The organism is Pseudomonas sp. MPDS (assembly GCF_013283895.1).
Taxonomy (GTDB): domain Bacteria; phylum Pseudomonadota; class Gammaproteobacteria; order Pseudomonadales; family Pseudomonadaceae; genus Aquipseudomonas; species Aquipseudomonas rhizophila.
Window position 1 is genome coordinate 5,267,633 of record NZ_CP054128.1, and the last position, 21,639, is coordinate 5,289,271.

23 protein-coding genes and 1 tRNA gene are annotated in these 21,639 nt (G+C 56.6%); 4 read left to right on the forward strand and 20 right to left on the reverse strand.

Features of this window, described 5'->3' with window-relative positions:
* Nucleotides 1–2: 2 nt before the first annotated feature.
* From HQ912_RS23385 to trmJ, 14 genes are all read right to left on the reverse strand, one after another.
* Complete coding sequence (locus HQ912_RS23385; RefSeq protein WP_107321539.1) at nt 3–1,046, reverse strand: helix-turn-helix domain-containing protein; 1,044 nt, start codon at nt 1,044–1,046, stop codon at nt 3–5.
* Nucleotides 1,046–1,804, reverse strand: a complete 759-nt coding sequence (gene pilW, locus HQ912_RS23390) for a type IV pilus biogenesis/stability protein PilW (protein WP_047227476.1) — start codon at nt 1,802–1,804, stop codon at nt 1,046–1,048. The genes HQ912_RS23385 and pilW overlap by 1 nt, the downstream gene beginning before the upstream one ends.
* 12 nt (nt 1,805–1,816) lie before the next feature.
* Nucleotides 1,817–2,965: a 23S rRNA (adenine(2503)-C(2))-methyltransferase RlmN gene (rlmN, locus tag HQ912_RS23395; protein ID WP_047227475.1), complete on the reverse strand. Its 1,149-nt coding sequence runs from the start codon at nt 2,963–2,965 to the stop codon at nt 1,817–1,819.
* A gap of 28 nt (nt 2,966–2,993) precedes the next feature.
* Nucleotides 2,994–3,419, reverse strand: coding sequence for a nucleoside-diphosphate kinase (gene ndk / locus HQ912_RS23400; protein WP_042727994.1), 426 nt, complete (start codon nt 3,417–3,419; stop codon nt 2,994–2,996).
* An 88-nt stretch (nt 3,420–3,507) separates the two neighbouring features.
* Nucleotides 3,508–3,708: a Fe-S cluster assembly protein IscX gene (gene iscX, locus HQ912_RS23405; protein WP_047227474.1), complete on the reverse strand. Its 201-nt coding sequence runs from the start codon at nt 3,706–3,708 to the stop codon at nt 3,508–3,510.
* A 13-nt stretch (nt 3,709–3,721) separates the two neighbouring features.
* Nucleotides 3,722–4,063, reverse strand: coding sequence for an ISC system 2Fe-2S type ferredoxin (gene fdx, locus HQ912_RS23410; RefSeq protein WP_046063912.1), 342 nt, complete (start codon nt 4,061–4,063; stop codon nt 3,722–3,724).
* A 3-nt stretch (nt 4,064–4,066) separates the two neighbouring features.
* Nucleotides 4,067–5,929, reverse strand: coding sequence for a Fe-S protein assembly chaperone HscA (gene hscA / locus HQ912_RS23415; RefSeq protein ID WP_047227473.1), 1,863 nt, complete (start codon nt 5,927–5,929; stop codon nt 4,067–4,069).
* Nucleotides 5,930–5,979: 50 nt separating this feature from the next.
* A complete protein-coding gene (gene hscB / locus HQ912_RS23420) occupies nt 5,980–6,501 on the reverse strand; it encodes a co-chaperone HscB (protein WP_107321537.1) in 522 nt (173 codons plus the stop codon).
* A gap of 8 nt (nt 6,502–6,509) precedes the next feature.
* Nucleotides 6,510–6,833, reverse strand: a complete 324-nt coding sequence (gene iscA / locus HQ912_RS23425) for an iron-sulfur cluster assembly protein IscA (RefSeq protein ID WP_047227471.1) — start codon at nt 6,831–6,833, stop codon at nt 6,510–6,512.
* 24 nt (nt 6,834–6,857) lie between these two features.
* Nucleotides 6,858–7,244, reverse strand: a complete 387-nt coding sequence (iscU, locus tag HQ912_RS23430) for a Fe-S cluster assembly scaffold IscU (RefSeq protein ID WP_003185157.1) — start codon at nt 7,242–7,244, stop codon at nt 6,858–6,860.
* Nucleotides 7,245–7,287: 43 nt separating this feature from the next.
* On the reverse strand, nt 7,288–8,502 hold the full coding sequence (locus HQ912_RS23435; protein WP_047227470.1) for an IscS subfamily cysteine desulfurase: 1,215 nt from the start codon (nt 8,500–8,502) through the stop codon (nt 7,288–7,290).
* 50 nt (nt 8,503–8,552) lie between these two features.
* Entirely contained in the window at nt 8,553–9,044 is a 492-nt protein-coding gene (iscR, locus tag HQ912_RS23440; RefSeq protein ID WP_047227469.1) for a Fe-S cluster assembly transcriptional regulator IscR, read from the reverse strand.
* A 267-nt stretch (nt 9,045–9,311) separates the two neighbouring features.
* Complete coding sequence (gene cysE / locus HQ912_RS23445; RefSeq protein WP_047227468.1) at nt 9,312–10,088, reverse strand: serine O-acetyltransferase; 777 nt, start codon at nt 10,086–10,088, stop codon at nt 9,312–9,314.
* Between the two features lie 2 nt (nt 10,089–10,090).
* Nucleotides 10,091–10,861 carry a tRNA (cytosine(32)/uridine(32)-2'-O)-methyltransferase TrmJ gene (gene trmJ, locus HQ912_RS23450; protein ID WP_047227467.1) on the reverse strand — a complete coding sequence of 257 codons (771 nt, stop codon included), beginning with the start codon at nt 10,859–10,861 and terminating at the stop codon, nt 10,091–10,093.
* Nucleotides 10,862–11,005: 144 nt separating this feature from the next.
* Here trmJ and suhB point away from each other — a divergent pair, with 144 nt between their 5' ends.
* A complete protein-coding gene (gene suhB / locus HQ912_RS23455; protein ID WP_003185165.1) occupies nt 11,006–11,824 on the forward strand; it encodes an inositol-phosphate phosphatase in 819 nt (272 codons plus the stop codon).
* Between the two features lie 301 nt (nt 11,825–12,125).
* Here suhB and HQ912_RS23460 read toward each other — a convergent pair whose 3' ends face one another.
* The 6 genes from HQ912_RS23460 to queA all read right to left on the reverse strand — a co-directional run bounded on the left by HQ912_RS23460 (nt 12,126) and on the right by queA (nt 18,205).
* Nucleotides 12,126–12,674: a glycine zipper 2TM domain-containing protein gene (locus HQ912_RS23460; protein ID WP_047227466.1), complete on the reverse strand. Its 549-nt coding sequence runs from the start codon at nt 12,672–12,674 to the stop codon at nt 12,126–12,128.
* Between the two features lie 116 nt (nt 12,675–12,790).
* A complete protein-coding gene (secF, locus tag HQ912_RS23465; protein ID WP_047227465.1) occupies nt 12,791–13,705 on the reverse strand; it encodes a protein translocase subunit SecF in 915 nt (304 codons plus the stop codon).
* Between the two features lie 9 nt (nt 13,706–13,714).
* Nucleotides 13,715–15,583, reverse strand: a complete 1,869-nt coding sequence (secD, locus tag HQ912_RS23470) for a protein translocase subunit SecD (protein WP_173407359.1) — start codon at nt 15,581–15,583, stop codon at nt 13,715–13,717.
* A gap of 63 nt (nt 15,584–15,646) precedes the next feature.
* Nucleotides 15,647–15,982, reverse strand: a complete 336-nt coding sequence (gene yajC, locus HQ912_RS23475; protein WP_007956696.1) for a preprotein translocase subunit YajC — start codon at nt 15,980–15,982, stop codon at nt 15,647–15,649.
* A 43-nt stretch (nt 15,983–16,025) separates the two neighbouring features.
* The gene (gene tgt / locus HQ912_RS23480; protein ID WP_160891620.1) at nt 16,026–17,141 is read right to left on the reverse strand and encodes a tRNA guanosine(34) transglycosylase Tgt; all 1,116 of its coding nucleotides are present in this window, start codon (nt 17,139–17,141) and stop codon (nt 16,026–16,028) included.
* 14 nt (nt 17,142–17,155) lie between these two features.
* Entirely contained in the window at nt 17,156–18,205 is a 1,050-nt protein-coding gene (gene queA, locus HQ912_RS23485; protein WP_173407360.1) for a tRNA preQ1(34) S-adenosylmethionine ribosyltransferase-isomerase QueA, read from the reverse strand.
* Between the two features lie 108 nt (nt 18,206–18,313).
* Here queA and HQ912_RS23490 point away from each other — a divergent pair.
* The 3 genes from HQ912_RS23490 to HQ912_RS23500 all read left to right on the forward strand — a co-directional run bounded on the left by HQ912_RS23490 (nt 18,314) and on the right by HQ912_RS23500 (nt 21,451).
* A tRNA-Leu gene (locus tag HQ912_RS23490) sits at nt 18,314–18,398 on the forward strand.
* A gap of 424 nt (nt 18,399–18,822) precedes the next feature.
* Nucleotides 18,823–19,179 (forward strand): hypothetical protein, encoded by a 357-nt coding sequence (locus tag HQ912_RS23495; RefSeq protein ID WP_138726241.1) that lies wholly within the window; start codon nt 18,823–18,825, stop codon nt 19,177–19,179.
* Nucleotides 19,180–19,867: 688 nt separating this feature from the next.
* Nucleotides 19,868–21,451, forward strand: coding sequence for a replication endonuclease (locus HQ912_RS23500; RefSeq protein ID WP_173407361.1), 1,584 nt, complete (start codon nt 19,868–19,870; stop codon nt 21,449–21,451).
* Nucleotides 21,452–21,639 lie beyond the last annotated feature (188 nt).

Genomic DNA, 21,639 nt, shown 5'->3' on the forward strand with positions numbered 1-21,639 from the left:
ACTTATTGACCCAACTTCAGGCGAGCGGTCTCGCCACTGGTGAACGGAGCCACGTCGACCGGTTGGCCGTTGTAGCTGACCTGCGCGCCACGGGCATAACCCAGGCGCACGGCAAACGGCGGCGTGCCGTTGACGGAAGTGCTGTCGCCCTTGCGCTTGAGGCCACTGAACAGCACCTTGCCGGTGCCATCGGTGATCTGCGTCCAGCAGTCGGCGGTAAATTGAATCTGTACCTGGCCTTGACCGGCTGCGGGAGCGACGGGCGCTACCGCAGTGGTGGAGGCTGTCGGAGTTGCTGGCGCTGCGGCTGGCGCAGCCGGAGTCTCGATGACAGGGGCTGGTGTGCTCGGTACAGCTGGCGCTTGAGTAGCCGGCGCATTGGCGGTCGGGGCTGGCGTGGTGGGTGCAGCAGGCGCGTCTGCCGGAGCGGCCGGCACACTCGGTTCAGCACCGACGGCCGGATCTGCGCCATCCTGCCCCTGAGGCAACACCAGGTTGGTCTCCCCTGCGCTCTGGCCTTCCACCACAGCCTGATCTTCCGGCTCATCCAGTGGATGTATGCGAGTGGTGCCGTCGGCGCCTTCGACCTCGACATGCTCAGGGTTCATGGCGATGGGATCCTTGGCGCGCAAGGCGGCCTGGTCCTGCCACCAGAGGAAACCGCCACCAATCACCGCGATCAACAGCAACAAACTGACGATTCGCAAAATGGTGTGGGAAACGCGAACCGGCTCTTCGATGCGGCCCAGGCTGTGCACACTGCTGCCCTGGGCGTCGGAACCGGTGTATTGATCGAATTGCTGGACCAGTTCGGTCTGGTCCATGCCGAGCAATTTGGCGTAGGCACGGATGTAGCCCCGAGCGAAAGTATGCCCAGGCAATTTATCGAACGCGCCGGCTTCCAGGTTGCCCAGGGAAGCCACGGTGAGATTGAGCTTGAGGGCCACCTCTGCCAGCGACCAACCATTGCTTTCGCGAGCTTGGCGCAGGGTCTCACCGGGATTTACGCGAGTCGCTGCTACAACTTCAGGATGCGCCGCTTTCATCATTGCTCCGACAGGTATTGCTGATATTCCGGCGTACCGGGATAGAGTCTTTTTAGTTGCAGGCCAAAACTGGCGGCCTTGTCACGATCTTCGAACACGTGGGCCAGCCGAACACCGAGCAATAGACTACGTGCATTTTGCTCGCTCAGCAGGCTAAAACGTTCGTAATAATCGCGCGCGGGCACATAATGCCTGTCTTCGTAAGACAACTCAGCCATTTCCAGCAATGCCCGTGGCTGCTGGCGGTTGAGCCGCAGCGCTTTTTCAAGCTGCTGGCGAGCCAGATCACGCTGGCCGAGTTTCGAGGCCGTCATGCCCAGGTTTTCAAACACCCGCGAACGCTCGGGGTAAAGGGTATCGGCGGTCGCCTGCTCGAAGCGCTCGTAGGCCTCTTTGTAACGCTTCTGCTCGAAAAGGAAGCTGCCGTAGTTGTTCAGGATCCGCGCATCCTGCGGCACAGCGGAGAGCGCCTTGCGAAAATGCGCGTCGGCCAGTTCAGGTTCCATCTCGGCCTGGAATACCAACGCCAGGGCCGCGTTGGCATCAGCATCCGAATCGTCCAGCTCCAGGGCTTTCTTGAGCGGCACCTTGGCCCGCTCGGTCATGCCCTGTTGCAGATAACCTATGCCCAATTGCACATAGGCTTCACGCGCCTCGTCACGCCCCTTGCTGGTTTTCATGGGGTTGTAGTCACCCGACAGAACACAGCCGGTGCAAAGACCGGCCAACAGCAACAGCAGCGCGAAGCGCAGGGACATAGAGTTCCTCTCTTAGTGACTGTTCGCAGCGTTTTGCGCAACATCGTCGGCGGCGTTCAACTCACGCACGGCAATGTAGCGTTCACTGCGACGGGTGCGATCCAGCACCTGTCCTACCAATTGGCCACACGCGGCATCGATGTCTTCGCCGCGGGTAGTACGCACGGTGACGTTGAAGCCCGCGTGATGAAGCTGGTCCTGGAAGCGACGAATCGCGTTGTTGCTCGGACGCTCGTAACCGGAATGCGGGAACGGGTTGAACGGGATCAGGTTGATCTTGCAAGGGATGTTCTTGAGCAGCTCGATCATCTCGACCGCGTGTTCAACCTTGTCGTTCACGTCCTTGAGCAGCGTGTACTCGATGGTCAGCACGCGTTTTTCGCCCAGGGACGACATGTAGCGCTGACACGATTCCAGCAGCATCTTAAGCGGATATTTCTTGTTGATCGGCACCAATTGGTTACGCAATGCGTCATTGGGTGCGTGCAGCGACAACGCCAGGGAGACGTCGATGTGCTTGGCCAGCTCATCGATCATCGGCACCACGCCGGAGGTGGACAGGGTCACCCGGCGCTTGGAGATGCCATAACCCAGGTCATCCATCATCAGGTGCATGGCAGCGATGACGTTGTCGAAGTTCAGCAGCGGCTCACCCATGCCCATCATCACCACGTTGGTGATGGCACGGTCGACGGTCGCCGGGACGCTGCCAAAGGATTTGTTGGCAATCCACACCTGGCCGATCACTTCGGCGGCGGTGAGGTTGCTATTGAAGCCTTGCTTGCCGGTGGAGCAGAAACTGCAATCCAGGGCACAGCCTGCCTGGGACGAAACGCACAAGGTGCCGCGTTTGCCCTGGGGAATGTAGACGGTCTCGACGCAGCTGCCGGACGCCACGCGCACCACCCACTTACGGGTGCCGTCGCTGGAGATGTCCTCGCTGACCACTTCCGGACCGCGAATTTCAGCAACGGCCTTGAGCTTTTCGCGCAGGGCCTTGCTGACATTCGTCATGGCGTCGAAGTCGTCGACGCCAAAGTGGTGAATCCATTTCATCACCTGGCCGGCACGGAAACGCTTCTCCCCGATCGAGTCGAAGAATTTCTCCATTTCCGGCTGGGTCAGGCCCAACAGGTTGGTTTTGCCGTTCGATGTAGTCATGGATTCACCTTCACTCAAAAGCCTGGGCTTAGCGAGTGGTTACTTCAGTAGCGGAGAAAAAGTAAGCGATTTCGCGAGCAGCAGCGGCTTCGGAGTCCGAACCGTGAACGGCGTTGGCGTCGATCGACTCAGCGAAGTCAGCACGGATGGTGCCGGCAGCAGCTTCTTTAGGGTTGGTGGCGCCCATCAGCTCACGGTTGCGAGCAATGGCGTTTTCGCCTTCCAGCACCTGAACGACAACCGGACCGGAAGTCATGAAGGCAACCAGCTCACCGAAGAAGCCGCGCTCGCTGTGCTCAGCGTAGAAGCCTTCGGCTTCGGCCTTGGACAGTTGCTTCATTTTCGAAGCTACAACGCGCAGGCCAGCGTCTTCGAAGCGGGTAACGATCTTGCCGATCACGTTTTTAGCAACGGCGTCAGGCTTGATGATGGAGAAAGTACGTTGAACAGCCATGGTGTAACTCCAGAAACGGTAATTTGCGAAAAATTAAACCCGCGAATTATACGCGGGTTCAGGGGTATTGCCTAACCTGCCAGGTGGATCAGTCGATTTCTTCGATCCAGAGCTGTTGGACGGCCTCCAACACCTTCTCGCCACAACGGCCAGAGGTATTGTCGAAATCGGGAAGCTCCATGATCCAGCGCTGCAGATCGACAAAATTCACAGTCAGCGGATTCACGTCCGGCTTGGCTTCGGCCAGTTCTTCTGCGATGCGTTGTACATCATTCCAACCATAGCTCATGACAGTGTCACCATCAGTGCGGCGCTTCGGCCGCATGGTTAAGCGAATATTTCGGAATTTCGACGGTCAGGTCTTCGGTGCCGACAATGGCTTGGCAGCCCAGACGCGATTGGGCTTCCAGGCCCCAGGCCTTATCGAGGAAATCTTCCTCCAACTCATCCGCTTCTTCCAGCGAATCGAAACCCTCACGAATAATGCAATGGCACGTAGTGCACGCACAGACGCCGCCACAGGCACTTTCCATCTCGATATGGTGCTCATGGGCCAGCTCGAGAATGGAAATTCCGGGCTCACACTCCACGACCATGCCCTCGGGACAGAACTTCTCGTGGGGCAGAAAAATCACCTGCGGCATCAGTTATTCCTCAATTTCATTCAGGTTGCGCCCCGCCAGGGCGGCTTTGACCGTCGAGTCCAGGCGGCGGGCAGCAAAGGCATCGGTGACTTGCGACAGACGCTTGGTCTGCTGCTCGATGGCATAACCATCGGTGCCTTTGATCAATTCAGACAATTCCTGCATTTGCAGCTCGATCACCATGCGTTCCTCGGCGTCCAGCAGACGGTCGCCATCGGCCTCAAGAGCGGCCTGCACGGCTTCGACCAGACGCTGGCCGTCGACCTGTTGCTCGCGCAATACCCGGGCGACCTTGTCGTCGCTGGCATGCTGGAACGAATCCTTGAGCATTTTGGCGATTTCGCCGTCGGTCAGGCCGTAGGACGGCTTGACCTGGATGCTCGCCTCGACGCCCGAACCCAGCTCGCGGGCGGAAACATTGAGCAAACCGTCGGCGTCGACCTGGAAGGTCACGCGGATCTTCGCCGCACCGGCCACCATCGCCGGGATGCCGCGCAATTCGAAGCGGGCCAGGGAACGGCAGTCGCTGATCAGTTCACGCTCGCCTTGCAGCACATGAATCATCATGGCCGACTGGCCGTCTTTGTAAGTGGTGAAGTCCTGGGCGCGAGCAACGGGGATGGTGGTGTTGCGCGGAATCACCTTCTCCATCAGGCCGCCCATGGTTTCCAGCCCCAGGGACAATGGAATCACGTCGAGCAACAGCAGCTCGCCGCCGTCGCGCTTGTTGCCAGCCAAGGTATCGGCCTGGATCGCGGCGCCGATGGCAACCACCTGGTCCGGGTCGATTTCAGTCAGCGGCTGGCGGCCAAAGGCCTCGGCAACGGCTTCGCGAACCCGAGGCACACGGGTCGAACCACCGACCATGACCACGGCCTTGACGTCTTCGAGCTCCACGCCGGAATCACGCACGGCGCGGCGGCAAGCCTTGAGGCTGCGGGCGACCATGGGCTCGATCAGCGCATCAAAGGCCTCACGGCTCAGTGCAGCCTTCCAGTCGCCGTACGCCACTTCGACACTTGCAGCGTCGGTCAGGGCTTCCTTGGCGGCGCAGGCCGTTTGCAGCAGGTGACGTTGCGCGCCCGGATCAAGGTCGGCGGACAGGCCCGCTTGCTCGATGATCCAGCCGGCGATGGCGTGATCGAAGTCATCGCCGCCCAGGGCGCTGTCGCCGCCGGTGGCCAGGACTTCGAATACACCGCCGGTCAGGCGCAGAATGGAGATATCAAAGGTGCCGCCGCCCAAGTCATAGATCGCGACCAGGCCTTCGGCGTGCTGGTCCAGACCGTAGGCCACCGCAGCGGCGGTCGGCTCGTTGAGCAGGCGCAGCACGTTCAGACCGGCCAGCTTGGCCGCGTCCTTGGTGGCTTGACGCTGGGCGTCGTCGAAATAGGCCGGGACAGTGATGACCGCACCGACCAATTCGCCGCCCAATGCCGCTTCGGCGCGCTGGCGCAGCACCTTGAGAATGTCAGCGGAAACTTCCACCGGGCTTTTCGGGCCCTGCACCGTTTCAATGAACGGCATGTGGGATTCGCCGTCGACGAAACGGTACGGCAGCTGATCACCCAATTGCTTGACGTCGGACAGACCACGCCCCATCAGGCGCTTGACCGACACAATGGTATTGAACGGATCGGTCGCGGCGGCCAGCTTGGCTGACTCGCCCACTTCCACATGATCGGCGTGATAGCGCACGGCGGACGGCAGGATCACTTGCCCCTGCTCATCGGCCAGCGGTTCGGAAAGACCGCTGCGCAACGCAGCGACCAGGGAATTGGTAGTACCCAAGTCAATTCCCACAGCCAGGCGACGCTGGTGCGGTTGTGGACTTTGGCCGGGTTCGGCGATCTGCAGTAGGGCCATCGTAATCAGGACTTATCTGTAATCAGGCGTGCGACCGGAGCGGCACTGGGTTAATCGTCGAGGCGCTCTTCAAGCTGGCGCACTTCGTAGGTGAGCTTGTCGAGGAACTGCATGCGCCGCATCAGGCGTTCGGCCTGTTCGCGTTGCGCGGCATCGTCCCAACAGGCTGCGAAGCTTTCATTCAAGGTGTGCTGGGCGTCCTTCAAGCGGCGCTTGAACACCGCGACACCGGCCAGATCGGCGCTGTCCTGCAGATCTTCGAGTTCTTCGCGCCACTGCATCTGCTGCAACAGAAACTCGGGATCATGCACGGTGACTTCCAGAGGCAACTCATGACCACTGATGGCCAGCAGATAACGCGCGCGCTTGGCCGGGTTCTTGAGCGTCTGGTAAGCGTCGTTGAGGTTCGCCGACTGTTCCAGCGCGCGCCGCTGCTCTGCCTCCGAGGCATCAGCGAAGCGGTCGGGATGGACACCGCGGGCCAGCTCCAGATAACGAGCGGACAACTGCTCGATATCCAGGGAAAAGCCCGGCTGCAACTGGAACAAAGCAAAATGACAAGGAGTACCCACAAGCCGCCTCAGATGTTGAAGCTTTCGCCGCAGCCACATTCACCGCGCACGTTGGGGTTGTTGAACTTGAAGCCTTCGTTCAACCCTTCCTTGACGAAATCCAGCTCAGTGCCGTCCAGGTACGTCAGGCTTTTCGGGTCGATGATCACTTTCTGACCATGACTCTCGAACACCTGATCGTCTTCGCCCACTTCGTCGACGAATTCGAGCACGTAGGCAAGACCAGAGCAGCCCGTGGTGCGAACACCCAGGCGGATACCCTCGCCCTTGCCGCGCCCCTCAAGAGAGCGCTGCACATGCTTAGCTGCCGCTTCTGTCATCTGGATAGCCATGAAAACTCCTTACCTGTGCGCGGATCAGATCAAGCCTTTCTTCTGCTTGTAATCGCGAACGGCAGCCTTGATGGCGTCCTCGGCGAGTACCGAGCAGTGGATCTTCACTGGCGGCAGGGCCAGTTCTTCGGCCAGCTGAGTGTTCTTGATGGTTTCAGCCTCATCAAGGGTCTTGCCCTTCATCCACTCGGTGGCCAGGGAGCTGGACGCAATGGCCGAACCGCAGCCGTAGGTCTTGAACTTGGCGTCTTCGATGATGCCTTGCTCGTTGACCTTGATCTGCAGACGCATGACGTCGCCGCACGCTGGGGCGCCGACCATGCCGGTGCCAACATCAGGATCCTGCGCGTCCATCTTGCCGACGTTGCGCGGGTTTTCGTAGTGGTCGATGACCTTTTCGCTATATGCCATTTGCTTCAATCCTCATCAGTGAGCCGCTCTGGTGGCGACTTCTTCAGTGCGCCGCCCACTCGATTTTCGAGATGTCGACGCCGTCTTTGTACATGTCCCACAGCGGCGAAAGAGCACGCAGCTTGGTAACGGCCTCGCAGACTTTCTGCGCGGCGTAATCGATTTCTTCTTCGGTGGTGAAGCGGCCGAAGGTGAAGCGGATCGAGCTGTGAGCCAGTTCGTCGTTGCGGCCCAGGGCGCGCAGTACGTACGAAGGCTCGAGGGACGCCGAGGTGCATGCCGAACCGGACGACACGGCCAGATCCTTGAGCGCCATGATCAGCGACTCGCCTTCAACGTAGTTGAAGCTCAGGTTCAGGTTGTGCGGTACGCGGGCGATCATGCTGCCGTTGACGTAAAGCTCCTCGAGGTGCTCGACCTGCTTGAAGAAGCGGTCGCTCAGGGCCTTGATGCGTACGTTCTCGGCGGCCATGTCTTCCTTGGCCACACGGAAGGCTTCGCCCATGCCGACGATCTGGTGGGTCGCCAGGGTGCCGGAACGCATGCCACGCTCGTGACCGCCGCCGTGCATGGTCGCTTCGAGGCGAACACGCGGCTTGCGGCTCACGTACAGCGCGCCGATGCCTTTAGGGCCGTAGGTCTTGTGGGCGGAGAACGACATCAGGTCGACTTTGAGCTTCGACAGGTCGATGTCGACCTTGCCGGTGGACTGAGCCGCGTCGACGTGGAACAGGACGCCCTTGGAGCGGGTCAGCTCGCCGATGGCCTCGATGTCGTTGACGGTGCCGATTTCGTTGTTCACATGCATGATCGAAACCAGGATGGTGTCGTCCCGCAGTGCGGCTTCCACCATGGCCGGAGTGATGATGCCGTCTTCACCTGGCTCGATGTAGGTGACTTCGAAGCCTTCACGCTCCAGTTGGCGCATGGTGTCCAGGACAGCCTTGTGCTCGATCTTGGAGGTGATCAGGTGCTTGCCCTTGGTGTGATAGAAGTGCGCGACACCCTTGATTGCCAGGTTGTCGGACTCAGTAGCACCAGAGGTCCAGACGATTTCACGCGGGTCGGCATTGACCAGGTCAGCGACCTGGCGGCGGGCGTTTTCGACCGACTCTTCAGCTTTCCAGCCGAACACGTGGGAGCGGGACGCCGGGTTACCGAAGTTTCCGTCGACCAGCAGGCATTCACTCATCTTTTGCGCGACACGCGGATCAACCGGGGTGGTCGCAGAGTAATCAAGGTAAATCGGCAATTTCATGGACTTTCTCCTAAATCAGGCTGGCTGGCGTTCCGCTTGCTCTGCGGCGGTCATTCGACGGCGGACGCTTCAATCTTGTCCAGGTGCGGCGTCTTGCCATTGCAACGACGCTGGTCCTGACGCTGGGCTACTTCCTGCACCTCACGACGAGTTACAAGGTCAGCCAAGCTGATACCGCTAAGAAATTCGTGGATCTGCAGGCTCAGGTCGCACCACAAGTGGTGGGTCAGGCAAGTATCGCCGCCATGGCAGTCGCCAAGGCCCTGGCATTTGGTCGCATCGACCGATTCGTTCACCGCGTCGATCACCTGGGCAACCTGGATGCCCTGCATGTCGCGTGACAGCTGATAACCGCCGCCGGGGCCGCGCACACTGGAAACCAGGTTACTGCGGCGCAGCTTGGCGAACAGCTGTTCAAGGTAAGACAGGGAAATGCCCTGGCGCTCGGAGATATCGGCCAGGGACACCGGCCCGTGCTGCGCATGCAATGCCAAATCCAGCATCGCGGTCACGGCGTATCGGCCTTTTGTAGTCAGTCGCATGGACAATTACCACGGAGTTCGGAATGGGGCGAGTATGCAATTCCCGAGTATTTAAGTCAAGTATAAGACCTAGTGCTTTACTCAGGTTTACCCGCAAAAGAGCGCGCGCATCATAGCAAAGGCTGGCCAGTGGCGACCAGTGATACCGCGTTAACGTTCATCGCGAGCAGGCTCGCTCCCACAGGAGGTCTTGGGTGGCTGCACGATTTGTGTACACCACAGATCCAATGTGGGAGCGAGCCTGCTCGCGAAGGGGCCTACAGGATTTCAGCCCGCCTGACTCTGATCCTTATCCTTCACACACGCAAAATCTTCCTCGCGCAGTTCAGGCAGGTCCTTGGCGCAGTAATTACTGCCCAGGTCCTTCAGGGCGCCGCACATGCCCTCCAGGCGCCCATCGACGGCCTGCAGGTGATCGAGCAGTTGATTGATGGCACGGGCGACCGGGTCGGGCATGTCTTCGCCAACACCGTAGGCATCGAAGCCGATCTTCTCGGCCATGGCCTTGCGGCGGGCGTCCTGCTCGTCATCGGTCTTGACGATGATCCGCCCCGGAATGCCCACCACGGTTGCTCCGGCCGGCACAGCCTTGGTCACCACCGCATTGGAGCCGACTTTCGCCCCCGCTCCCACCGTGAACGGCCCGAGCACCTTGGCGCCGGCACCGACCACCACGCCGTCTTCCAGCGTCGGGTGGCGCTTGCCTTTGTTCCAGCTGGTGCCGCCGAGGGTAACGCCCTGGTAGAGCGTCACGTCATCGCCGATCTCGGCGGTTTCACCAATGACAATGCCCATGCCGTGGTCGATGAAGAACCGCCGACCGACCTTGGCGCCCGGGTGGATCTCGATTCCGGTCAGCCAGCGTCCGAAGTTGGAGACAACTCGAGCCAACCACTTCCAGCCCATGCCCCACAAGGCACTCGACAGGCGATGGATCCAGATGGCGTGCATGCCCGGGTAGCAGGTCAGCACTTCAAAGGCATTGCGCGCCGCCGGGTCACGATGGAAAACGCTTTGGATATCTTCACGCAAACGATCGAACATCTTTATTCCTTCCGCTTAATCAGCTCGCCACGGGCCGCTTTCTGGGTTTCCGTGAGGATGCCGCGCAATATATTCATCTCCGCCCGGCTGACCGAGCTTCGTCCGTACAACCGACGCAGGCGCGCCATCAAGTGCCGGGGCTTGTCCGGGTCGAGAAACTCGATGTCCACCAGGGTCTGCTCCAGGTGTTCATAGAGCCGCTCCAGCTCGTCCATGGTCGCCAGTGTCTCACTGCGCGGCGACGTGGCCTCGAATTTTTCCACCTTGCTGGGCTTGCCTTCGGCTGCCAGCCAGGCCATGCGCACTTCATAACTCAACACCTGCACCGCCGCCCCGAGGTTCAGGGAACTGAACTGCGGGTCGGAAGGGATATGCACGTGAAAGTGACATCGCTGCAGCTCTTCGTTAGTCAGGCCGGAATCTTCACGGCCAAACACAAGAGCGATCTCAGCGCCCTGCCCGGCTTCCTCGACCACTTTCGTTCCGCATTCGCGGGGGTCGAGCAGCGGCCAGGGGATACGGCGGTCGCGGGCGCTGGTGCCGAGCACCAGGTTGCAGCCCACCAGGGCGTCTTCCAGGGTGGCGACCACTTGGGCGGCTGCCAGGATGTCACCGGCGCCGGAAGCCCGGGCGTCGGCTTCGTGATGGGGAAACGAGCGTGGCTCGACCAGCACCAGCCGCGACAGGCCCATGTTCTTCATGGCCCGCGCAGCCCCGCCGATATTTCCCGGATGGCTGGTATTGACCAGGACGACACGAATGTTCTGCAACAAGGGAGGCGCTCTCGAACACGATAAAGGGAGCAAATCTTACCTAAGCACCTACCGTTAAGCTATGAAAGCGAACACCAACCTTCTCCTGGGAAAACTTTCTGATAGAATGCGCGGCTTTCTTTAACAACCTTAGGTGACACATCCATGCAGCCCATGCTGAATATCGCGCTGCGCGCCGCCCGCAGCGCCAGTGAACTGATCTTCCGCTCCATCGAGCGCCTGGATACCATCAAGGTCGATGAAAAAGACGCCAAGGACTACGTGTCCGAGGTTGATCGCGCCGCCGAACAGAAAATCGTCGACGCACTGCGCAAGGCTTACCCGAACCACTCGATCCTGGGTGAAGAGACCGGCATGCACGCCGGCACCGGCATCGAAGGCGAAGAGTACCTGTGGATCATCGATCCGCTGGACGGCACCACCAACTTCCTGCGCGGCATTCCTCATTTCGCTGTCAGCATCGCCTGCAAATACCGTGGTCGCCTGGAACACGCCGTCGTGCTGGACCCGGTTCGCCAGGAAGAATTCACCGCCAGCCGTGGCCGTGGCGCCCAGTTGAACGGTCGTCGCCTGCGCGTCAGCGGTCGCACCAGCCTGGACGGCGCCCTGCTGGGCACCGGCTTCCCGTTCCGCGATGACCAGATGGACAACCTGGACAACTACCTGGGCATGTTCCGCGCCCTGGTCGGCCAGACCGCCGGCATCCGCCGCGCGGGCGCCGCGAGCCTGGACCTGGCATATGTCGCCGCCGGTCGTTTCGATGCATTCTGGGAGTCGGGCCTGTCCGAATGGGACATGGCAGCAGGCGCCCTGCTGATCCAGGAAGCCGGTGGTTTGGTGAGCGACTTCACCGGCGGCCACGACTTCCTTGAAAAAGGCCACATCGTTGCCGGCAACACCAAATGCTTCAAGGCTGTGCTGACGGCCATCCAGCCACACCTGCCGGCTTCGTTGAAGCGCTAAGCAGCTCGGCTACAGAAAAAGCACCTTTCGGGGTGCTTTTTTTATGCCTGTCTCACACCGCTCACTGATCGTTCCCACGCTCTGCGTGGGAATGCATCCGGTGACGCTCTGCGTCACCTCTAGAAGCGGAACGCGGAGCGTCCCTGGCGGCATTCCCACGCAGAGCGTGGGAACGATCAATGGATGCAAGCTGAACCACCGCTATCGCGAGCAGGCTCGCTCCCACAGGGAATTTGGGGTGGGCCATAGAATGCGGGCGTAAAAAAAGCACCCCGAAGGGTGCTTCTTCATAACCGCTGGATCACTGAGCCGGTTCGTTCTGACCCAGGATCAGTTGGCCTTCCTTGTTCACCGGGATCTGGTTGCCCGGGTCGCGGTCCATGCGGACTTTGCCTTCCTTGCCATCGAGCATGTAGCGAACGTCATAACCTACAACCTTGTCGCTGATGTCGTTGACCGTGTTGCAGCGAGTTTGGGTGGTGGTGTAGGTGTCGCGCTCCTGCATGCCTTCCTGAATCTTGTTACCGGCATAACCGCCGCCGGCCGCACCCGCCACGGTGGCGATTTTCTTGCCGGTGCCGCCGCCGATCTGGTTGCCCAACAGGCCACCGGCCACGGCGCCCAATACGGTACCGGCGATCTGGTGTTGATCCTGGACCGGCTTCTGCCGGGTCACGGTGACGTCCTTGCACACCTCACGGGGGGTCTTGATTTGTGTTTTAACCGGGTCCACGGCCAATACTTGCGCATACTCAGGGCCGCTTTTGACCAAGCTGTAGGTGGCTACCGCACCACCGGCAGTCACACCGACAGCACCCAATACCGCACCAACCAGCATCGATTTGTTCACTTGAACCTCCTGACCATCACATGCGGATTTATCCGCGCTTCTCCCAGCCTTGGAGCACAAAAAAAGGCGCGAGTTCAACTCGCGCCTTTCAGGCCGTGACGGGCGGAAGCCAAACCTTACGGTCGGTCGTCCACTTCCGTGTCGGTGGCCACCGGAGGAATCAGATCCTCGGTGCTCAGGTTCAGCCAGATCAGCACCACGTTGGCGATGTAGATCGACGAGTAAGTACCCGCCAATACACCAATGAACAGCGCAATGGAGAAGCCGAACAGGTTGTCGCCACCGAAAATCAGCAGCGCGCCGATCGCCAGCAACGTGGAGATCGACGTCGCCATGGTCCGCAGCAGGGTCTGGGTGGTCGAGATGTTGATGTTCTCGATCAGCGAGGCCTTGCGCAGCACACGGAAGTTTTCACGCACCCGGTCGAACACCACGATGGTGTCGTTGAGCGAGTAACCGATGATCGCCAGCACCGCCGCCAACACCGTCAAATCGAAGGTGATCTGGAAGAACGACAGGATGCCCACAGTCACGATCACGTCGTGGATCAGCGAGACAATCGCGCCCACCGCGAACTTCCACTGAAAGCGGAAAGCCAGGTACAGCAGGATCCCGCCCAGCGCCATCAGCATGCCGAGGCCGCCCTGGTCGCGCAGCTCTTCACCCACTTGCGGGCCGACATACTCGACACGCTTGACCTGCGCCGGGTTGTCGCCACCGGCCTTCTGCAAGGCCTCGGCCACTTGCTGACCCAGCTGCGGGTCTTCACCCGGCATCCGCACCAGCAGGTCGGTGGTCGCGCCAAAGCTCTGCACCACAGCGTCGGTGTAACCCGAGGTCATCAGTTGCTCGCGCACCTTGGTGACATCGGCCGGACGCTCGTAGGTCAGCTCGATCAGCGTACCGCCGGTGAAATCCAGGCCGTAGTTCAAGCCCTTGCTGAACCAGCTGAACAACGCCAGCAAGGTAAGCAATACAGTGACGCCGAACGCAACGTTGCGAACGCCCATGAAGTTGATTGTACGTAACATGGCAGCCCCTTAAATCCACAACTTCTTGAAGTCACGGCCACCATAAATCAGGTTGACCATTGCACGGGTCACCAGAATGGCTGTGAACATCGAGGTAAAGATCCCGAGGGACATGGTCACTGCGAAGCCCTTCACCGGGCCGGTGCCCATGGCGAAGAGAATCCCGCCCACCAGCAAGGTGGTCAGGTTGGCATCGATAATCGCAGTAAATGCCCGGCCGAAGCCTTCGTTGATTGCACGCTGGACCGACATGCCCGCGGCGATCTCTTCACGAATCCGCGAGAAGATCAGCACGTTGGCGTCCACCGCCATACCCATGGTCAACACGATACCGGCAATACCCGGCAGGGTCAGCGTAGCCCCCAGCAGCGACATCAGCGCCAGCAGCAGCACCATGTTCACCGCCAGCGCAACCGTGGCGATCAGGCCGAAGAAGCGGTAGATGGCGATGATGAACAGCGAGACAAACAGCATGCCCCACAGCGATGCATCGACACCCTTGGCAATGTTGTCGGCACCCAGGCTCGGGCCAATGGTGCGCTCTTCAGCGAAGTACATCGGCGCAGCCAGACCACCGGCACGCAGCAGCAGGGCCAGTTCCGAGGATTCACCCTGGCCATTGAGGCCGGTGATGCGGAACTGGCTGCCCAGTGGCGACTGGATGGTCGCCAGGCTGATGATCTTTTTCTCTTCCTTGAACGTCTGGACCGGTACGTCTTTCTCGACGCCGTTGACCACTTGCTTGGTGTAAGTGGTGGTCGGCTTCTGCTCGATGAAGATCACCGCCATGCTGCGACCGACGTTGCTGCGCGTGGCGCGGCTCATCAGTTCGCCGCCGTGGCCGTCGAGGCGAATGTTCACCTGTGGGCGACCCTGCTCGTCGAAGCCCGCCTGGGCGTCGGTCACCTGGTCACCGGTGATGATCAGGCCGCGCTCGATCTGCGCCGCCGGACGACCGCCTTCACGGAACTCGAAGCTCTCGGTGGTAGCGCGGGAAGCACCCGGTTCGGCCGCGAGACGGAATTCCAGGTTGGCGGTCTTGCCGAGGATACGCTTGGCTTCGGCGGTGTCCTGCACGCCCGGCAGCTCAACCACGATGCGGTTGGCGCCCTGGCGCTGCACGATCGGCTCGGCCACACCCAGCTCGTTGACCCGGTTACGCACCGTGGTCAAGTTCTGCTTGATGGAGTATTCGCGGATTTCCGCCAGCTTGGCCGGGGTCATCGCCAGACGCAGCACCGGCTGACCATTGAGGTCGGCTGGCACAATGTCGAAATCGTTGAGGTTCTTGCGGATCAGCGCACGGGCCTTCTCGCGTACATCTTCGTCAGTGAAACCCAGCTGAATGGCACCGTCGAGCTGCGGCAGGCTGCGATAGCGCAGACGCTCTTTACGCAACAGGCTCTTGACGTCGCCTTCGTAGACTTTCAAGCGTGCATCCAGCGCTTTGTCCATGTCCACTTCCAGCAGGAAGTGCACACCACCGGACAAGTCCAGACCCAGCTTCATCGGATGCGCGCCGAGGTTGCGCAGCCATTGCGGGGTGGTCTGGGCCAGGTTCAGGGCCACGACATAGTCGTCACCGAGGGCCTTGCGCACCACGTCCTTGGCCGGCAGCTGGTCTTCAGCCTTGAGCAGACGCAACAAACCGCCCTTGCCGCCTTCGGCAATGGTCGCGGCCTTCACGTCGATACCGGACGCCTTGAGCGCTGTGCTCGCACGGTCCAGATCGGCCTGAGTGACCTGCAAGGCAGTGCTTGCGCCACTGACCTGAATGGCCGGGTCATCAGGATAAAGATTGGGAGCGGAATAAATCAGACCGACCGCCAGCACCGCCAGGATCAGTAAATATTTCCACAGAGGGTATTTGTTCAGCATCACGCCGCCCGCTTATGACGCGGGGCGCCTTGCGCGCCCCGTCGATTGAATAGAAGTTGTTACTTAGATCGCTTTCAGCGTGCCTTTTGGCAGCGTGGCCGCGATGGCGCCCTTCTGGAATTTCATTTCAACGGTGTCGGACACTTCCAGTACCACGAAGTCATCGGCCACTTTGGTGATCTTGCCAGCGATGCCGCCGGTGGTGACCACTTCATCGCCCTTTTGCAGGCTGCTGAGCAGGTTCTTCTGCTCTTTGGCACGCTTGGCCTGTGGACGCCAGATCATCAGGTAGAAGATGACCAGAAAGCCAACCAGGAAAATCCACTCGAAACCGCCACCCATTGGCGCTGCTGCAGGGGCAGCGGCATCAGCCATGGCATTAGAGATAAAAAAGCTCATTTAGCACTCCAGTTGCAAGTATTGAATCTTAGGATCGGAAAACTCAGTCCAAGGGCGGAACAGGCAACCCGCGCTTGGCATAGAAGGCATCGACAAAGGCGGCCAATGTACCCTGTTGAATAGCCTCGCGCAAACCAGCCATAAGCACCTGGTAATGGCGCAAATTGTGGATGGTATTCAACATGCTACCCAGCATTTCGCCGCACTTGTCCAAATGGTGCAGATAAGCACGGGAGAAGTTCTGGCAGGTGTAGCAATCGCAGGTCGGATCCAGCGGCGATTCATCATGGCGATGGAACGCGTTACGGATCTTCAGCACGCCTGTATCAATGAACAGATGCCCATTGCGGGCATTACGGGTTGGCATCACGCAATCGAACATGTCCACACCGCGGCGCACACCCTCAACCAGATCTTCCGGTTTGCCAACGCCCATAAGGTAACGAGGTTTGTCAGCCGGCATCTGACCCGGCAGGTAATCGAGCACCTTGATCATTTCATGCTTGGGTTCGCCCACCGACAGACCGCCGATGGCCAGGCCGTCGAAGCCGATCTTGTCGAGGCCTTCGAGCGAGCGCATGCGCAAATCCTGGTGCATGCCGCCCTGAACGATGCCGAACAGCGCCGCCGTGTTCTCACCATGGGCGTTCTTGGAGCGCTGGGCCCAGCGCAACGACAGCTCCATGGACACCCGCGCCACGTCTTCATCGGCCGGGTACGGCGTACATTCGTCAAAGATCATCACGATGTCCGAGCCCAGGTCGCGCTGGACCTGCATCGACTCTTCCGGCCCCATGAACACCTTGGCGCCATCCACCGGAGAAGCGAAGGTCACGCCCTCCTCCTTGATCTTGCGCATCGCGCCCAGGCTGAACACCTGGAAACCGCCGGAGTCGGTCAGAATCGGACCTTTCCATTGCATGAAATCGTGCAAGTCACCGTGGGCCTTGATCACCTCCATGCCCGGGCGCAGCCACAGGTGGAACGTGTTGCCGAGGATGATCTCCGCGCCCGTGGCCACGATGTCCCGTGGCAGCATGCCCTTGACCGTGCCGTAAGTGCCCACCGGCATGAACGCGGGGGTTTCCACCGTACCGCGGGGGAAGGTCAGACGACCGCGACGAGCCTTGCCATCGGTAGCAAGCAACTCGAAGGACATGCGACAGGTGCGACTCATACTGTTTCCTCGGGTCCGCGTGGCGCGGGGTTACGGGTGATGAACATCGCATCACCGTAGCTGAAAAAGCGGTATCCATGCTCGACAGCAGCCTTGTAGGCGGCCATGGCTTCGGGATAACCGGCGAACGCCGAAACCAGCATCAACAGCGTGGATTCGGGCAAATGAAAATTGGTGACCAGGGCATCGACCACATGAAACGGCCGGCCCGGGTAGATAAAGATATCGGTGTCGCCGCTGAACGGCTTGAGCACGCCATCGCGCGCCGCGCTTTCCAGGGAGCGCACGCTGGTGGTCCCCACCGCCACCACCCGCCCACCGCGAGCGCGACAGGCCGCCACGGCATCGACGACTTCCTGGCTCACTTCCAGCCATTCGTTGTGCATGTGATGGTCTTCGATGCGCTCGACCCGCACCGGCTGGAACGTGCCGGCGCCGACGTGCAGCGTCACAAACGCCGTCTCCACGCCCTTGGCAGCAATCGCCTCCAGCAACGGCTGATCAAAATGCAGCCCCGCCGTCGGCGCCGCCACCGCCCCCAAGCGCTCGGCGTACACGGTCTGATAACGCTCGCGGTCCGAACCTTCGTCCGGGCGGTCTATATAAGGAGGCAACGGCATGTGCCCGACACGGTCGAGCAGCGGCAACACCTCTTCGGCAAACGCCAGCTCGAACAACGCCTCATGCCGCGCCACCATCACCGCCTCACCGCCGCCGTCGATCAAAATCGACGAACCCGGCTTGGGCGACTTGCTCGACCGCACATGGGCCAGCACCCGATGACTGTCCAGCACCCGCTCCACCAGAATCTCCAGCTTGCCGCCGGAGGCCTTCTGGCCAAACAACCGCGCCGGAATCACCCGGGTATTGTTGAACACCATCAAATCGCCCGGGCGCAAATGCTCAAGCAAATCAGTGAATTGACGGTGAGCCATGGCACCGCTGACCCCGTCCAGGGTCAACAGTCGACTGGCGCGACGCTCGGCCAGAGGGTGGCGAGCGATCAGCGAATCAGGGAGTTCGAAGGTAAAGTCAGCAACACGCATGATGGGGTTCGTCTAGCAGGGCCGGAAAGTCTAGCGGAATTATCAAAAATTCACCATGAAACGTGATTGACCAACGGTAGGCACCTCTCTATACTTCGCCGCCATTGAGCCCTGATGGCGGAATTGGTAGACGCGGCGGATTCAAAATCCGTTTTCGAAAGGAGTGGGAGTTCGAGTCTCCCTCGGGGCACCATAATTTTCCTTGTAAATCAAGGACTTAGAGAAGGGGTAGAAAGAAATTTCTACCCCTTTTTCTATCCAAAAAATCTACCCTTCTCATACCCTTTTCTTGGGAAAAACCGCCTCCCGGTGGCGTCCGCTTCGGCTTCGCTCTGCACACCTGAAACGGTGTATTGAAGCTATCCTTCTTATCCAGACCGTTTGACGTGCTGCGGCTCTGCAGCAGTGCGGGAAAGGGTCAACCATGGATCGAATGTGTCTCATACTCAGGTGAGGATTAGCCTAAGAATGATTATCAGACCATTTACTATTTCGATTGCCACTAAGCTCTGCAAAAAACCTCTACATAAAAGGCGACAAAAGCATGATGGCAAAATGACATGCCATGGGTTAGTGTTTGTGTTATTTCGCTGGGTTCATCGGTGTAGGTAACTAATATGTTTGGGCATTATAAAAAGAGACAGAAGCATTACGAAATAGTCAAACAGATATTATGGCAAGACTATAAAGTTGATAACGAGTTAAATCCAAATTTTATTTCGCTATCCGATTATAAAAGCATAGTTGATGAAGCTGTTCGTGATGAGATAAATGATGAAGAGGTCGCATTAAAAGTTGTGACCAGATATTGTGTCAACTTGGCAGCCAATGGCCATATACAAGATGCAAAACAATTAGCTCCAAGAGTTCTATTTGCTGCTGAGTATTTTTTAGATCGCGGCTTAATATCAAAAAAAATCTGGAATTACGTGAATACAGGGCTATCAAGTTATGTTCTGCCTACCAAAGACTGAATACAACATATCGGCCTGCTAGGTCGTTTTTAGCGGTTGAAGTTGTTCAAGCTTGAAAAATGACCAGATGAACGCGGTGGATGGTCATTTCATATTTTGTGAAATTTAAAGAATATGGTTGACCTCTATTTGATAATTAAGGTTCCACCTTAAATATATTTTCGGTTTTCTATTGACAACGTTTTTCATTGATTTTAAGCCAAAAAACGACTATCCAAGAAAATTGAAACTCAAAAAACCGACAAAAAAACGTAGAAAAAACTCAATGCACTTTTCTAGTGCGTCAACAGAAACAAGCTAAAAACGGCGTGTTTTAATTCTCGGTATTACCATACGCACAAGATGGTAAATCGTCTAAAAACGGCAATTTCAAAGGTTTTGATTTTTGAAAGTTTTGCTACTCAAAATTTATTGAATATACAAATTTGAGTTCTACGCTTTTGATTTTGATATGCGAACTTTGTTCGCAATACCCAGATGCTTTTCGCCTGTTAGGGCGGGCTTTTGCTTTTGCTCTTCTTGGATAACTCTTAAATAAGTGTCGCAAGTTGATTTTATAGGTTTTTTTGACCGTTTTTGATTTTTAAAAAAATCAGCTTTTTTACAGGTTGGAAAGTAAAAATATTTATTTATTTGACAATCATGCACGGCATGGTATTTGTATTAGTAACAAACAATAATAACTTACATGATATTTATTCCACAACGCATAATCCTTAAAAATCTTACTCCTGAATTTTTCTTTGCGGAATGTGAAAGGCAGTATGTTTTTGAGCGAGCCATCGAAAAAAAGATGATTGCAAAGGAATGTCTTGAAAATAAGTTAAATAACTCATCAAAAAGAAAGCGTGAAAACATAGCCAAAGAAATAAGAAACCTTAAAAATAAATTCACTTGGGTTGCCACTTGCAGTGAATATAGATACTGGAAGATACGACATAAATACATTCTAGCTGGCGATTTGGACGAAATCGTCAAAAATATCACGTTTGTTTTCGAGAGAATTCAAGAGCAACTAATAATAAAACAGAGAAACCTTGACAACGATGACTCCGGCGAGAGTATTTTTTCACGCATAAAGAATGATTGGGATATCGGTTATGGTATCAAAATAAAGGACATTAAAGGGTCAACTATAAAAGACAAGCTCATCAACATTGCTGATGAGAAAAGACTTAAATCACAAATAAAAAGAATACAAAAACAAAGAAGCGAACTTTTAAAGCTGCACTCAGGTTTGATTGGTTCTGGTCGAGCATTTGAGATTTGTAGTGATGAAGTTGTTCGCAATAGAGAAGCTGACGAAGCCAGCCAGCTTGATTACATCATGAAGAAATCTCTTGTTAATGAAAACAACAAGAAAATCCCGCTATGGAAAGTAGCAAGCACTGAAAAGCAAAGATTTGCTGAGATATTTATTCAAGTCTCATCGTTGGACGCCTACGCCAAACAACTTGACTACAAGCCTCTTTTCATAACTTTTACCGCTCCGGCAAGATTTCATCCAAAGCCGTCGAAAGGCGTTAGTTCTTGGGACGGTTCAACCCCAAAGGATAGCAATGATTACTTGAAAGGCTTATGGAATGCTTTTAGAAAAGACATTCATAGACATAAGATTGAGATGAATGGTTTCTGGGCTGTCGAACCTCACAAAGACCAGTGCTTTCATAAGCATGCTTTAATGTATGTTAATAAGAAACACTATGAAGAATTAGTAATCTTGATTAACAAGCATTTTAGGCACTCGGAAAACGCCGTAAGAATTGAAGAAATTGACACAAAGAAAAGCAAGGCAACATCATACGTGATGAAGTATCTAACTAAGTCATTCAATATGGATTTCGAGTTGAAAGGCGGCGTCCTAAATATCGATAAGTTGGAAATCTCAAATCACAAAAAAGTTAGAGCAGTTCAAGCTTTGTGGGGTGTGCGTAGATATGCAATGTTCGGCGTTAAGAACACGTTATCACTATGGAGAGAACTGAAAAGAAAACCATTCTTGAAAGGCAAGAATGAAGTTGTTGATAAGGCGTTCGCATTCGTGGGCAAGAACGATTTCATTGGGTTCTCTATATTTGTAAATGGAAAGCTAAACATAATGAGGCTATACAGCAAAATACAAGTCTTTAAGAATGACCTGCTCGGTGATGTTTTCGGAAAAAGATTAATAGGTAAATACATAATTGATTTGAGCACAAAAGAAATGATTGATATAAAAGCAAATTACAAAATTATTGATACTGCATTGCTTGATGCTGCCGAGCCGCAATAAATAAATACTTATCTATTGATTATTTATAATCGCATGTTATATTGTTAGCAAGAACAGGAGATTATGAGCATGCAACTAATAAGGGTAACTAGCAAAAGAAAAGAAATCTTAAAGTATACAAAAAAACTAGGTCTTTTTGGTTTGTATAAAGATGTTAAGAATGCACATAACAAAAGTGTTTGTCATTT

Bases quoted from the DNA above. Each gene is read 5' to 3' on its own strand.
- pilW (WP_047227476.1), bottom strand. From the start codon at position 1,804: ATGTCCCTGCGCTTCGCGCTGCTGTTGCTGTTGGCCGGTCTTTGCACC.
- yajC (WP_007956696.1), bottom strand. From the start codon at position 15,982: ATGAGCTTTTTTATCTCTAATGCCATGGCTGATGCCGCTGCCCCTGCA.
- secD (WP_173407359.1), bottom strand. From the start codon at position 15,583: ATGCTGAACAAATACCCTCTGTGGAAATATTTACTGATCCTGGCGGTG.
- suhB (WP_003185165.1), top strand. From the start codon at position 11,006: ATGCAGCCCATGCTGAATATCGCGCTGCGCGCCGCCCGCAGCGCCAGT.
- HQ912_RS23495 (WP_138726241.1), top strand. From the start codon at position 18,823: ATGTTTGGGCATTATAAAAAGAGACAGAAGCATTACGAAATAGTCAAA.
- rlmN (WP_047227475.1), bottom strand. From the start codon at position 2,965: ATGACTACATCGAACGGCAAAACCAACCTGTTGGGCCTGACCCAGCCG.
- iscA (WP_047227471.1), bottom strand. From the start codon at position 6,833: ATGGCTATCCAGATGACAGAAGCGGCAGCTAAGCATGTGCAGCGCTCT.
- HQ912_RS23385 (WP_107321539.1), bottom strand. From the start codon at position 1,046: ATGAAAGCGGCGCATCCTGAAGTTGTAGCAGCGACTCGCGTAAATCCC.
- secF (WP_047227465.1), bottom strand. From the start codon at position 13,705: ATGTTACGTACAATCAACTTCATGGGCGTTCGCAACGTTGCGTTCGGC.
- iscR (WP_047227469.1), bottom strand. From the start codon at position 9,044: ATGCGACTGACTACAAAAGGCCGATACGCCGTGACCGCGATGCTGGAT.
- HQ912_RS23435 (WP_047227470.1), bottom strand. From the start codon at position 8,502: ATGAAATTGCCGATTTACCTTGATTACTCTGCGACCACCCCGGTTGAT.
- tgt (WP_160891620.1), bottom strand. From the start codon at position 17,141: ATGTCCTTCGAGTTGCTTGCTACCGATGGCAAGGCTCGTCGCGGTCGT.
- ndk (WP_042727994.1), bottom strand. From the start codon at position 3,419: ATGGCTGTTCAACGTACTTTCTCCATCATCAAGCCTGACGCCGTTGCT.
- iscX (WP_047227474.1), bottom strand. From the start codon at position 3,708: ATGAGCTATGGTTGGAATGATGTACAACGCATCGCAGAAGAACTGGCC.
- iscU (WP_003185157.1), bottom strand. From the start codon at position 7,244: ATGGCATATAGCGAAAAGGTCATCGACCACTACGAAAACCCGCGCAAC.
- HQ912_RS23500 (WP_173407361.1), top strand. From the start codon at position 19,868: ATGATATTTATTCCACAACGCATAATCCTTAAAAATCTTACTCCTGAA.
- hscA (WP_047227473.1), bottom strand. From the start codon at position 5,929: ATGGCCCTACTGCAGATCGCCGAACCCGGCCAAAGTCCACAACCGCAC.
- fdx (WP_046063912.1), bottom strand. From the start codon at position 4,063: ATGCCGCAGGTGATTTTTCTGCCCCACGAGAAGTTCTGTCCCGAGGGC.
- cysE (WP_047227468.1), bottom strand. From the start codon at position 10,088: ATGTTCGATCGTTTGCGTGAAGATATCCAAAGCGTTTTCCATCGTGAC.
- queA (WP_173407360.1), bottom strand. From the start codon at position 18,205: ATGCGTGTTGCTGACTTTACCTTCGAACTCCCTGATTCGCTGATCGCT.